At 72.3% G+C, this 12,889-nt stretch carries 10 protein-coding genes; 3 read left to right on the top strand and 7 right to left on the bottom strand.

Translation table 11 applies throughout. The features are described from left to right. Positions 1–7 precede the first annotated feature (7 nt). The 6 genes from sucD to ACIRJP_RS07730 all read right to left on the bottom strand — a co-directional run bounded on the left by sucD (position 8) and on the right by ACIRJP_RS07730 (position 7,745). Positions 8–892, bottom strand: coding sequence for a succinate--CoA ligase subunit alpha (gene sucD, locus ACIRJP_RS07705; RefSeq protein WP_266730260.1), 885 nt, complete (start codon positions 890–892; stop codon positions 8–10). Positions 893–913: 21 nt separating this feature from the next. Beyond that, positions 914–2,095 (bottom strand): ADP-forming succinate--CoA ligase subunit beta, encoded by a 1,182-nt coding sequence (sucC, locus tag ACIRJP_RS07710; protein ID WP_266730262.1) that lies wholly within the window; start codon positions 2,093–2,095, stop codon positions 914–916. A 199-nt stretch (positions 2,096–2,294) separates the two neighbouring features. Beyond that, positions 2,295–3,614: a VWA domain-containing protein gene (locus tag ACIRJP_RS07715; protein ID WP_404169489.1), complete on the bottom strand. Its 1,320-nt coding sequence runs from the start codon at positions 3,612–3,614 to the stop codon at positions 2,295–2,297. Further along, the gene (locus ACIRJP_RS07720) at positions 3,611–6,043 is read right to left on the bottom strand and encodes a DUF5682 family protein (RefSeq protein WP_404169492.1); all 2,433 of its coding nucleotides are present in this window, start codon (positions 6,041–6,043) and stop codon (positions 3,611–3,613) included. Before ACIRJP_RS07720 ends, ACIRJP_RS07715 begins: the two co-directional genes overlap by 4 nt. Further along, a complete protein-coding gene (locus ACIRJP_RS07725; protein ID WP_404169495.1) occupies positions 6,040–7,152 on the bottom strand; it encodes an AAA family ATPase in 1,113 nt (370 codons plus the stop codon). Before ACIRJP_RS07725 ends, ACIRJP_RS07720 begins: the two co-directional genes overlap by 4 nt. Positions 7,153–7,277: 125 nt before the next feature. After that, the gene (locus ACIRJP_RS07730; protein WP_404169498.1) at positions 7,278–7,745 is read right to left on the bottom strand and encodes an MmpS family transport accessory protein; all 468 of its coding nucleotides are present in this window, start codon (positions 7,743–7,745) and stop codon (positions 7,278–7,280) included. 132 nt (positions 7,746–7,877) lie between these two features. Between ACIRJP_RS07730 and ACIRJP_RS07735 the strand changes: the two genes are divergently transcribed. Beyond that, positions 7,878–9,356, top strand: coding sequence for an SWIM zinc finger family protein (locus tag ACIRJP_RS07735; protein ID WP_404169501.1), 1,479 nt, complete (start codon positions 7,878–7,880; stop codon positions 9,354–9,356). Positions 9,357–9,400: 44 nt separating this feature from the next. Further along, the gene (locus tag ACIRJP_RS07740) at positions 9,401–10,993 is read left to right on the top strand and encodes a DUF5691 domain-containing protein (RefSeq protein ID WP_404169504.1); all 1,593 of its coding nucleotides are present in this window, start codon (positions 9,401–9,403) and stop codon (positions 10,991–10,993) included. A gap of 134 nt (positions 10,994–11,127) precedes the next feature. On the opposite strand, the gene ACIRJP_RS07745 is transcribed toward ACIRJP_RS07740, so the two are convergent. Next, positions 11,128–11,541: a cobalamin B12-binding domain-containing protein gene (locus ACIRJP_RS07745; protein WP_351255716.1), complete on the bottom strand. Its 414-nt coding sequence runs from the start codon at positions 11,539–11,541 to the stop codon at positions 11,128–11,130. A gap of 355 nt (positions 11,542–11,896) precedes the next feature. Between ACIRJP_RS07745 and ACIRJP_RS07750 the strand changes: the two genes are divergently transcribed. Continuing rightward, positions 11,897–12,814: an esterase/lipase family protein gene (locus ACIRJP_RS07750; protein ID WP_404169507.1), complete on the top strand. Its 918-nt coding sequence runs from the start codon at positions 11,897–11,899 to the stop codon at positions 12,812–12,814. Positions 12,815–12,889: the final 75 nt, after the last annotated feature.

Raw genomic sequence — 12,889 nt, forward strand, 5'->3', positions numbered from 1 at the left:
GAAGCGATCAGGCGCCGAGGATCTCGCGAGCCAGCTTGGCGGTCTCGGTCGGCGTCTTGCCGACCTTGACGCCGGCGGCCTCAAGGGCCTCCTTCTTCGCCTGGGCGGTGCCGGAGGAGCCGGAGACGATGGCGCCGGCGTGGCCCATGGTCTTGCCCTCGGGGGCGGTGAAGCCCGCGACGTAACCGACGACCGGCTTGGTGACGTTGGCCTTGATGAAGTCGGCCGCACGCTCCTCGGCGTCACCGCCGATCTCGCCGATCATCACGATCAGGTCGGTCTCGGGGTCGGCCTCGAACGCCGCGAGGGCGTCGATGTGCGTCGTACCGATGACCGGGTCGCCACCGATGCCGACGGCGGAGGAGAAGCCGATGTCACGGAGCTCGTACATCATCTGGTAGGTCAGCGTGCCGGACTTGGACACGAGACCGATGCGGCCGGGCTTGGTGATGTCGCCCGGGATGATGCCGGCGTTGGACTGGCCGGGGGTGATCAGGCCGGGGCAGTTCGGGCCGATGATCCGGGTCTTGTTGCCCTTCGAGCTCGCGTACGCCCAGAAGGCGGCCGAGTCGTGGACGGCGATGCCCTCGGTGATGACGACCGCGAGGGGGATCTCGGCGTCGATCGCCTCGACGACGGCGGCCTTGGCGAAGGCCGGCGGCACGAAGAGGACGGACACGTTCGCGCCGGTCTTCTCCATCGCCTCGGCGACGGAACCGAAGACCGGTACCTCGGTGCCGTCGAAGTCGACGGAGGTGCCGGCCTTGCGCGGGTTCACGCCGCCGACGATGTTGGTGCCGTCACCGAGCATGAGCTTGGTGTGCTTCATGCCCGTGGCACCGGTCATGCCCTGGACGATGACCTTGCTGTCCTTGGTGAGGAAGATAGCCATGGTGGTCTGAGTCCCTCTTCCTTACTTCGCAGCCGCGGCGAGCTCGGCGGCCTTGTCGGCCGCGCCGTCCATGGTGTCCACGCGCTGGACCAGCGGGTGGTTGGCGTCGGAGAGGATCTTGCGACCCAGCTCCGCGTTGTTGCCGTCGAGGCGCACGACCAGCGGCTTGGTGACTTCCTCGCCCTTGGACTTGAGCAGCGCGAGCGCCTGGACGATGCCGTTGGCGACCTCGTCGCAGGCGGTGATGCCACCGAAGACGTTGACGAAGACGGACTTGACGTCCGGGTCGCCGAGGATGATCTCCAAGCCGTTCGCCATGACCTCGGCGGAGGCGCCGCCACCGATGTCGAGGAAGTTGGCGGGCTTCACGTTGCCGTGGTTCTCACCGGCGTACGCGACGACGTCCAGGGTCGACATGACCAGACCGGCGCCGTTGCCGATGATGCCGACCTCGCCGTCGAGCTTGACGTAGTTGAGGTTCTTGGCCTTGGCGGCAGCCTCGAGCGGGTTGGCTGCGGCCTTGTCCTCAAGAGCCTCGTGGTCGGGCTGACGGAAGTCGGCGTTCTCGTCGAGAGACACCTTGCCGTCCAGCGCGATGATGTCGCCGGAGGCGACCTTGGCGAGCGGGTTCACCTCGACGAGGAGCGCGTCCTCGGCGACGAAGGTGTCCCACAGCGTCACCAGGACCTCGGCGACCTTCTCGGCGACCTCGGCCGGGAACTTCGCCTGGGCGACGATCTCGCGGGCCTTCTCGATCGTGACGCCGTCGACGGCGTTGACCGGGACCTTCGCGAGGGCCTCGGGGGTCTTCTCCGCGACCTCCTCGATGTCCATGCCGCCCTGCACCGAGGCCATGGCCAGGAAGGTGCGGTTGGTGCGGTCGAGGAGGTACGAGACGTAGTACTCCTCAAGGATCTCCGGCGCGGTCTCGGCGATCATCACCTTGTGGACCGTGTGGCCCTTGATGTCCATGCCGAGGATGTCGGTCGCGCGGGCGACCGCCTCGTCGGGGGTGGCGGCCAGCTTGACGCCACCGGCCTTGCCGCGGCCACCGACCTTCACCTGCGCCTTGACGACAGACTTGCCGCCCAGCCGCTCGGTCGCCTCGCGGGCTGCCTCAGGCGTGTCGATGACTTCACCGGCCAGCACCGGTACACCGTGCTTGGCGAAGAGGTCCCTCGCCTGGTACTCGAACAGGTCCACGCGCGTCCGTCCCTTAATCAATGGTCTCGCGGTTGGTTTTCTGCGTGGGCGTGCCGCGAGGGGCAACGTGACTGTTCTGTCACCAGGAAGGCGCACACGGTGACCCCGGGTACGCGGCATGTCCATCTCGCAGGTTATCCCCGTGGTCCGCAGGACCCTAAATCAGAGATCACACCTGAGCGGTGATTACGGTCACAGATCACGCCGGTGGCCGTGTGTGAGTGGACAGCACGGCCCCTTGCCACCGGTGGTTCTCCGTGTCCGGAACGGGAAGCGGACGCTTCTCGACGGCCGCCGCCACCACCTCCGGGAAGAGGTCCGGGGTGCATGCGAAGGCCGGTGCGCCCAGGGCCCCGAGTGCCGCCGCGTGGTCGCGGTCGTAGGCGGGCGCGCCCTCGTCGGACAGCGCGAGCAGCGTCACGAACTGCACGCCGGAGGCCTTCATCGCGGCGACCCGCTTCAGCATCTCGTTGCGTATGCCGCCCTCGTAGAGGTCGCTGATGAGCACGACCACGGTCTCGGCCGGGCGGGTGATCCTCGACTGGCAGTAGGCGAGCGCGCGGTTGATGTCGGTGCCGCCGCCGAGCTGGGTGCCGAAGAGTACGTCGACGGGGTCGTCGAGCTGGTCGGTGAGGTCGACCACCGCCGTGTCGAAGACGACGAGCCTCGTCCGCAGGGTGCGCATGGAGGCGAGCACCGCGCCGAAGACGGAGGCGTGGACGACGGAGGCGGCCATCGACCCCGACTGGTCGATGCAGAGGATGACGTCCTTCTTCACGGACCGGGCGGCCCGCCCGTAGCCGATGAGCCGCTCGGGGACGACGGTGCCGTACTCGGGGAGGTAGTTCTTGAGGTTGGCCCGGATGGTGCGGTCCCAGTCGATGTCGTGGTGACGGGGCCGGTCGATCCTGGCCGAGCGGTCCAGCGCGCCGGTGAGCGTGGCCCGGGTGCGGGCGGCGAGCCGCTTCTCCAGGTCCTCGACGACCTTGCGCACGACCGCTCTCGCGGTCTCCTTCGTCGTCTCGGGCATGGCCTTGTTGAGCGAGAGGAGCGTGCCCACGAGATGGACGTCGGCCTCGACCGCCTCCAGCATCTCCGGTTCGAGGAGCAGCGCGGAGAGACCGAGCCGGTCGATCGCGTCGCGCTGCATGACCTGGACGACGGAGCTGGGGAAGTACGTGCGGATGTCGCCGAGCCAGCGGGCCACGGAGGGAGCGGAGGCCCCGAGTCCGGCCGTGCGGCTGTTCCTGCCCCGGCCACCCTGCTTGCCTCCGTCGCCGTAGAGCGCGGTCAGTGCGCCGTCCATCGCGGCGTCGCGCCCGGTGAGGGTGCAGCCGGTGCTCTCGGCGCTGTCCCCGCCCAGGACCAGCCGCCACCTGCGCAGCCGCTCGTCGTTCGCCGGGCCGGGCTGCGGCGTGCGCGGTGCGTGGGGCGGGTGCGCTGTGCCGGCCGGGTGCGGCGGGGCCGGCGTGGTGCCGGCCACGGCCTCGCCCGTGGTCGTGGTCGTGTCCGTGGTCATCCCGTTGCCCCCAGCGGTTCCTCGGCGTTCGCGGCCCTCCCGGACCGGGCCCCGTCGTCCGGGCCCGGATCGTTGTGCAGTCCGAGCAGCAGGCGCAGCACCGGCTCGACCGCGTCGGCCCGCGCCTCGTCGAGCCCCGGGCCGAATCCGGGTGCCGTCGCGCCGCCCGTGCCGGTACCGGTGGCCGGCGGTCCTCCGGCGGCCGGGCCGCGCCGCACGAGCTCGCCCAGGGTGCGCCGTACGCCGGCCTCGTACGCCGAGAACGTGCGTCGCAGCAGTGGCAGCACATCGGCGAACCGGTCGGCGGGCACTGCGGTGAGCCAGGCGTCGACCAGGCCGAGCAGCCGCTCGTCGTGGACGAGCAGCATGCCTCCGCCTGCGGCTCCGCCGACGAATCCCTCGATCCACTCCGCGGCGTCGGCCGGGGGCGTGCCGGGCGAGAGGGCCAGCCCCATCAGCCGTGCCGCGCCGTCCTGCGGGAGCTGTCCGTCGTCGAGCAGCAGGCGGGTCGCGCGCCCCCGGACGACTCCGGCCACCGTGTCCCGGGCGGCGAGCTTGTGCAGTACGGCCGTCCAGCGCTCGCGCAGTCCGTCCGCGTCCGTACCGGCGTCGGCCGTTACGGCCCCGGTGAGCAGGCCGATCGCGGTGTGGACCCCGTCCACCCGGCCGCGCAGTTCGGCGGCTCCGTCGGCGTCGAGCCCGGTGCAGGCGGCCGGCAGGGCGACGCAGATCCGCTCGGCGAGCCCGGCCGCGACCTCCGCGAGTGCCGCGGTGTCCGTGGACCGCACATCGCCGTAGCGCAGGGTGCGGGCCAGCGCGGGCAGCGCGTCGGCGAGACGGCCGACGTCCGTGTCGAGCGCGGCTCGGTCGGCGAGGGCCCGCATCACGACGGGGAGCGCGTCGGGCAGTTCGGCCAGGAGGCACTGCTCGGCCAGTGCCGTGACCTCGGCGAGCGCGGTCGCCGAGGCCGCCTGCGCCCCGGCCTTGGCGGTGGCCGCGGAGAGCACGGTGGTGCCCCAGGTACCGGCCTCCGCGACCTGTACGTACAGCTCGGGCTCCCAGCGCAGCCGCCAGCTTTCCCGGAAGGTGCCGGTGCTCGACCGGCCGGCGGCGGGCTCGCCCCAGCCGACGGCGAGAACACGCAGCCGGCGCAGGAGTCTGCTGCGGGCCGCGTCGTTGTCCTTGCGCAGGTCGAGCTCCAGCTCCCGCTCCTGCGCCTCCGGTCTGAGCCGCAGCGTGCGCTGCAGGCGGGTGAGGTCGCGCTGCAGGGGCACGGCGGGGGCGGTGTCCGGCACTTCGCCGAGGGTCTCGCCGACGATCAGCCGGTCCCGGACGAGCGCGAGCGGCACATCGGAGCCCTCGCACATCACGGCGCGGACCGCGTCGGTCGTCTCGCTCAGTCCGGCGAGCGGGCGCCCGCGCATGGCGGCCAGGGTCTCGGCGAGCCGCACGGCCTCGATGACATGGGCCGACGACACGAACCGGTCCTCGTCGCGCATGAGTCCGGCGACCTTGGTCATCCACCGCTCGATCGGGCGGTCCGGGGCGTCGAAGAGGTGTCCGTACCAGCCGGGCGAGTCGATACCCGCGCCGTAGCCGCTGTGCCGGGCCAGCCGCCGGTGCGACCAGGGCACCCAGGTCAGCTCGGCCTTGACCTTGGGCAGCCCCTTGAGCAGGGCGCGGTCGGCGGTGAGCGTGGTCCCCGTACCGAGCGCGGGCACGTGCCAGGCACCGCAGACGACCGCGACGCCGTCGCCGAACTCCTTGCGCGCCTTGCGCAGTTGGATGCGCATGTGTGCCTCGCGGACGGCGTCCCGGGGATGACCGCCGTCCCCGTACACCTCGCGCAGTGCGGTCATCGCCTCGGCGAGGGCGGTGAACGGCGCCAGTGGGCCGACGGCTCCGCCGTCCTGGGCGCGGTGTTCGACGACGTCCTCCCACCAGCGCTCCGGGTCGTCGTAGCCCGCCGCCTCGGCGAGCACACCGATGGGGTCGATCGGGGCCGACGCGGCGGCCGGGCCAACGGTGTCGGCGTCGGCATCGGGTGCGTGCTCGCCGTTCTCGTCCGCTTCGTTCTCCGCGGCCTGCGCCATGGCCAGGGAGTTCACCGCGGGCAGGTCGATGAACCGGAGCGGAACGCCGTGCTCAAGGGCCCAGCGGATCGCGATCCACTCGGGCGAGAACGCGGCCAGCGGCCAGAAGGCCGCCTGTCCCGGGTCATCGACGGCATGGGCGAGCAGCGCGACCGGTGGCCGCATCCGTTCGTCGGCGGCCAGCGGCAGCAGTGCGTCGGCCTCCGGGGGCCCTTCGACGAGCACGGCCCGCGGGCGGGCGGCGTCCAGCGCCGCGCGGACGGCCCTGGCCGAGCCCGGCCCGTGGTGCCGCACCCCCAGCAGCAGTGGTCCCGCAGGACACCCGGCACCGGTCATGCGGACACCTCGCGGCAGGCCCGGTAGAAGTCCTTCCACCCGTCCCGCTCCCGGACCACGGTCTCCAGATACTCCTGCCAGACCACGCGGTCGGCAGCGGGATCACGGACGACCGCGCCGAGGATGCCCGCCGCCACATCGCCGGGGCGCAGCATCCCGTCGCCGAAGTGCGCGGCCAGCGCGAGGCCGTTGGTGACGACGGAGATCGCCTCGGCCGTCGACAGCGTCCCCGAGGGGGACTTGAGCTTGGTGCGGCCGTCCGTGGTGACTCCGTCGCGCAGTTCACGGAAGACCGTGACGACGCGCCGGATCTCGGTCATGCCGTCCGGCGCGGCCGGGAGGTCGAGCGAGCGCCCTATCTGGTCGACGCGCCGGGACACGATGTCGACCTCGGCGTCCGGGGTGGCGGGCAGCGGGAGCACGACGGTGTTGAACCGGCGGCGCAGCGCGCTGGACAGTTCGTTGACGCCTCGGTCGCGGTCGTTGGCGGTGGCGATGACATTGAAGCCGCGGACCGCCTGGACCTCCTGTCCCAGCTCGGGGACGGGGAGCGTCTTCTCCGAAAGGATCGTGATGAGCGAGTCCTGCACATCGGCGGGGATGCGGGTGAGTTCCTCGATCCGCGCCGTCATGCCGTCGGACATGGCGCGCATGAGCGGGCTGGGCACCAGGGCGTCGCGGCTGGGCCCGTGCGCGAGCAGCTGCGCGTAGTTCCACCCGTAGCGGACCGCTTCTTCCGGGGTGCCCGCCGTGCCCTGGACGAGCAGTGTCGAATCGCCGCTGACGGCGGCCGCGAGGTGCTCCGAGACCCAGGTCTTGGCGGTGCCCGGAACGCCGAGGAGCAGCAGGGCCCGGTCGGTGGCGAGCGTGGTCACGGCGACCTCGACGAGGCGGCGCGGGCCCACGTACTTCGGTGTGATCACGGTGCCGTCCGGCAGGGCGCCACCGAGCAGGTAGGTGGCGACGGCCCACGGGGAGAGATTCCAACGGGCGGGCCGCGGGCGGTCGTCGGCCGCGGCGATGGCCTTCAGCTCATGGGCGAAGGCGTCCTCGGCATGCGGTCGCAGGGCCTGTACGTCGACGGCGGCAGTGGTTTCGGACACGGTCATGGATCCCCCTCCGGATCGGTCGACCCGATGTGGTTCCCACCGTGCACCATGGCACTGACAATCGGCCCCGACCTCAGGTCAGGGCCGATTTCCCGGCCGCGGGCGAAGAGTTGCGGGCCGACGGTTCAGCCGGCCACCGGCGAGACGGCCACGCAGCCGCCCGCGGCGAGCATGCCCTCGCCCTTCGCCTCCTTGATCACCTTTCCCTTGTGCGTGATCGAGCAGGAGATGTCGGCCCCGTTCGCGTCGACGGCGATCGGCATGACCGCGGGCGGCATGATCCCGCGCAGGGTGACGGTCTTCCGCCAGGGCAGGGTGGGCGACTCGACCGTCTCGATCTTCGGTTCCATCGCCTTGCCCCCGCCGCCGTGGAACTGGATCTCGTCGACGCCCGTGCCGGTGACCTCGTAGGTGACCTCGTACGTCTCGTCCACAACCCCGTCCACGGCCTTGTCCACCTGGTCGGCCGTCCCGGAGCAGCCGGCGAGGCCCAGGCCGAGGCCGAGCACGACGGCCGCACAGGCGGCGGTCCGGACGGAGCGAAGGTTACGGACGCTGCGGGTGTTGCGGGTGTTGCGAACTGTGTGGCTCATCGGTCGGCCCCCCGGATCCATGGTTCGGTCAATCGCAGCGAATCGCAAAGCACGAGTAAAGTCAAGATGCGTGCGTGACGACGAATCAGCAGGTCAGAGTGATTGTCAGTGGGGCGCTCTACCGTCATTCCCATGCTGCTATCTCACGGGGGAGAATCCTTGCGCACCGCCGGCCCGGTGGCGCGCTGGACGGTGGAGCAGGTACTGGCCCTTGCTCCCGACGAGGCGTCACGCAAGGCCGGGAGCAAGCTCGGTGCGGCCGGTCCGTGGTCGGGCAGCGGGTGCGACGGCTCGGGTGCGGTGTGGGGACAGTGCAAGGGGAGCGGGAGCAAGCCGTATCTGACGGTGATCGACACCACCGGCCCCGCGTACAAGTGCAGTTGCCCCAGCCGGAAGTCCCCGTGCAAGCACGTGCTGGGCCTGCTGCTGGCCTGGGCGTCGGGCGAGTCGGCCCTGCCCGGGGCCGAGGTGCCCGACTGGGCCGGAGAATGGCTGACGGGCCGCCGTGACCGGTCGGCCGAGAAGGCGGAGCAGCGTACGGGGGCGGATGGCGCCCCGCCCACGGGCCCGGCGGACCCGGAGGCCGCCCGGCGGCGGGCCGAGCGCCGGGCCGAGCGGATCACCGGCGGTGCGCAGGAGCTGAAGGAGCGGCTGACCGATCTGCTGCGCGGGGGGCTGGCGGCAGCCGATCAGCCGGGGTACGGGCTCTGGGAGGAGACGGCGGCCCGCATGGTCGACGCCCAGGCGCCCGGACTGGCGGCCCGAGTGCGGGAGCTGGGCTCCATACCGGCATCCGGTCCGGGCTGGCCGGCCCGGCTGCTGGAGGAGTGTGCGCTGCTGCATCTGCTGGACAGCGCCTGGCTGGGGATCGACCGGCTGCCGGAGCCGCTGGCGGCCACGGTCCGTACCCGGGTGGGGCTGACGGCCCCCGCCGAGGGCCCGCCGATCCGCGACCACTGGCTGGTCCTCGCCCAGTACGACACCCCGGACGGCAAGATCGTCGCCCGCCGCATCTGGCTGTACGGGAAGGAGACGGGCCGCACGGCACTGCTGCTCTCCTTCGGAGCGGCCGGGCGCTCCCCCGGCCTGGCACTGCCGGTGGGCGTCACGATCGACGCCGAGCTGACACCTCATCCAGGTTCCGGCCGGCTGCGGGCAGAGCTGGACCGGCAGTTCGGTGTGCCCTCGCCGACCGGCACACCGCCACCGGGCGACACGGCAGCGGCCGCGACGCGCGCGTACGGAGACGCCCTGCGTGAGGACCCCTGGCTGGACGCCTGGCCGGTGACCTTGCGCGACGTCATACCCGTGCCGTCCGGGGACGGCTGGCAACTTGCGGACGCGGCGGGCGATGCGGCTCTGCCCATCGCCCCGGCGGCTCTGTCCCGGCCCGGGCTGTGGAAGCTCGTCGCGCTCTCCGGCGGCTCGCCGGTCACGGTCTTCGGCGAATGCGGCCACCGCGGCTTCGACCCGTTCGCGGCATGGTCCGACGGGCCCGACGACGGTACGGGAGCCGGAAACGGAACCCGAGCGGGAGCCGGCCCCGGAACCGGAGCCGATGCCGGGATCGGTCGTGCCGACGCGGCGGCCGGGACCGTGCCGCTCATCTGACGATGGAATCGAAACCCGCAGGGGGATCAATGCAAGGGGGACCGATGCCGCGCACCATCACGCCCGCACCGTGGGACGAGCTCGTCACCACGGCGCTGCTCGGCACCGACCGCCGCCCGGCGGCGGGAGACGGCGGCCCTGCCGGGCTGCTGGACGCGGCGGCGCTCCACACCGTGCGGCGCAGGGCGGGCCTGCTGCCCGCCGCCCCCGCCGCCCGGCCCGCACCGGCTCCCGTCGACCCGCGGCCGCCGCTGCCCCCGGCCGCCCGGCACAGGCTCGCCCAACTGCTGGCGGACCGGTCGGCATCGGGCGGCTCGGGCGGCCGTCGCGGTACGGCGCCCGACCTCACGGAGCTGATCCCGCAGTGGCTGGCCACCGCCAACCAGCGTGGCTTCCGGGCCCCGGCCGCGCTGCTCCCCGCCCTGCTCGACGCGGCCAGGGCCCGGACGGACCTGCGGCCGCAGGCCCTGACCTTCGCCGGGCCGCGCGGACTCTGGCTGGCCGGGCTGAACCCCGAGTGGAAGTTCGCGTTGCGCGGTTCGTCCGGCGGCTCGTCGCTGCCCGAGCCGACGGAGCCGGAAGCGGTCACCCGGCTGTGGGAGGAGGGGCTGTTCGCCGAGCGGGTCGCCCTGCTCGGGGCCGTTCGCGCACACGATCCCTCGGCGGCGCTCGCACTGCTCGCGACCACCTGGGCCACCGAGCGGGCCGAGGACCGGCTGATGTTCCTGGACTCGCTGCGCACCGGACTGTCCGCGGTCGACGAGCCCTTCCTGGAACAGGCACTCTCCGACCGAAGCCGAAATGTCCGCTCGACAGCCGCCGAACTGCTCTCCGCCCTGCCGGAGTCGGCGTTCGCCGGCCGGATGGCGGCCCGCGCGCTGTCCTGCGTGAGCCCGGACCTCACCGGCGACGAGGCCTCGATCGCCGTGGAGGCACCGCACGAATGCGACGCCGCGATGGAGCGTGACGGCGTGGTGGCGGCGCCGCCTTCCGGACGAGGGGAACGGTCCTGGTGGCTCGGCCAGTTGGTGGAGGCGACCCCGCTCGCCACCTGGCCGGCGCGGTTCGCCGGCCGCTCCGCCCGGGAGGTCGTCGGCCTGCCCGTCGCGGACGGCTGGGCCGAGGAACTGCACGCGGCATGGTGCCGGGCGACGGTGCGGCAGCGGGACCCCGAGTGGGCCCGCGCGCTGCTCGGCGCCCCCTCCGTACCTCCGTCGAACGGCCCCGGCACCACATCGCTCGCCGAACGGTCGAAGCTCCTCGGTCTACTCCCGGCGGCCGAACGGGCCGGCTGGGTGGCCGACTTCATAGCCGCGCACGGACTGTCGGAGGCCTTCCAGCTCCTGGGGGTCTGCCCGACCCCCTGGGCCGAGCCGCTGGGCCGCGCGGTCGTCGACGCCCTGGACATCGCCCGGGACGCGGGCAGCTACCCCTGGAGCTTCAGCGGTGTGATGGGCCTCGCCGAACGCTGTCTGAACCCCGCCGAGGCGGACCGCCTGGAGGTCCTCACCACTACCCCGGACGAACCGGAGAACGCCTCACCGGGCGCGAACGGCTACTGGTCCGAGGCCTTCCAACGGCTGGTCTCCACTTTGCGGCTGCGCGCGGCGATGGACTCGGAGCTGACCCCGGCCTGACGAGGCCGACGGCAGATCGGGCCGGATGGGGCCCGCCCCTCCCGCGACGCGACGCGACACGACACGGGAACGCGACGGGCCGGGGCAGGCCGGGACGGGGCAGGCCCGAGAGCGACGCCCGGGACCGACAGGGGTCAGGCTTCCGCGGGGTGGCGGACGTTCGCGTTGACCCACTCGACGATCGACGTCGTCGTGGCACCCGGGGTGAAGATCTCCGCGACGCCCTGGTCCTTCAGCGGTGCGATGTCCGCCTCCGGGATGATGCCGCCGCCGAAGACCTTGATGTCCTCCGCCTCCCGCTCCTTCAGCAGCTCGATCACCTTGGCGAAGAGCGTGTTGTGCGCACCGGAGAGGATCGAGAGGCCGATCGCGTCGGCATCCTCCTGGATCGCGGTGTCCACGATCTGCTCGGGCGTCTGGTGGAGCCCGGTGTAGATGACCTCCATGCCCGCATCGCGCAGCGCTCTCGCGATCACCTTGGCCCCGCGATCATGGCCGTCCAGGCCCGGCTTCGCCACCACCACACGGATCGGACCGGTCACACCCATCACTGCCTCCACATGCGTCTCCCGTGCCTGAAGGGCCGGGGATGTGAACGAACGTTATCTACAGCATCCCGCAAGCCGTCGTTTCGCGGTGGACGGGGAGGGGGAAATCACACGTGGGACATGTTCACCGGGCGCCGTTCCCGTAATCACGCGGCAGACCTGCCGTGCGGGACCGGCCGCCAGGGGAGCCGCTACGCAGTTGCCGTACCACCGCGCCGTCAGCCGCGCGGCACGGTGGTACGGCCGGCCCGGCCGGTCCAGCGATCCGGCCGGCCGCGCCTTCGTGACGGCGCCCCATGAGAGGGCATCCGGGGCCGGAGCCGCCTCCCCCGCCTGCCGAAGCAGGAGGTCGGCCATGAAGGACCTGCCTTTTCTCCCCCCGCTGCTGCGCCGACCCTGTCCGCGCCCCACCGTCCGGCTGTCTTCCGCGCTGCTGAAGGCCACCGCACTGGAACTGGCGGTTCTCGCCGGGCATGTACTCATCTACCCCACCGGTATCCCGGGTGAACGGCGGGTCGCGCCCCGCCCCGCCGGGCCGCAGACCACACCCCCCTGCGCCACCGCGCCTTCCGAAGCCGGCGCGCCCCTCGTCGCCCCCGCCCCGGCCGGGGCCGCCGCTCTCCCGGCCGAGGACTACGAGCACCTCCCGGTCGTGCTGCTGCACGGCTTCATCGACAACCGTTCGGTCTTCGTACTGCTGCGCCGCTGCCTCGCCCGGCACGGCTGGCGCCACCTGGAATCGCTCAACTACTCACCGCTGACCTGCGACGTCCGGACGGCGGCCGAACTGCTCGGGCGGCATGTCGAGGAGATCTGCGCCCGCACCGGACACCGCGAGGTCGACATCGTCGGGCACAGCCTGGGCGGTCTGATCGCCCGCTACTACGTACAGCGACTCGGTGGTGACCAGCGGGTCCGTACGCTGATCACCCTCGGTACACCGCACGGGGGCACGGCCGTCGCCCCCCTGGCGAGCGCCCATCCCATCGTGCGGCAGATGCGTACGGGCTCCGCGCCGATCGAGGAGCTACGCAGACCCGCGCCCGGCTGCCGCACCCGGTTCGTGAGCTTCTGGAGCGAGCTCGATCGGGTGATCGTCCCGGCCGAGGCGGCCTGCATCGACCATCCGGACCTGGACGCGCGGAACGTACGCGTCACCGGGATCGGCCATCTCGCGCTGCCGGTGCATCCTGCCGTCGCCGCCGCCGTACGGCAGGCGCTGGAATCCCGCGAACCGACGGCCGAGGCCACCGGCACCATAGGAGCCGCGTGAACCGGCGGAGCCGGACGGGCCCGCGGAGCCGGCAGAGACCCCACAAATAGAACGGGTTTCGAACAAAAGGCCAAG

The sequence above is a fragment of the Streptomyces sp. NPDC102437 genome (assembly GCF_044765565.1).
Classification (GTDB): domain Bacteria; phylum Actinomycetota; class Actinomycetes; order Streptomycetales; family Streptomycetaceae; genus Streptomyces.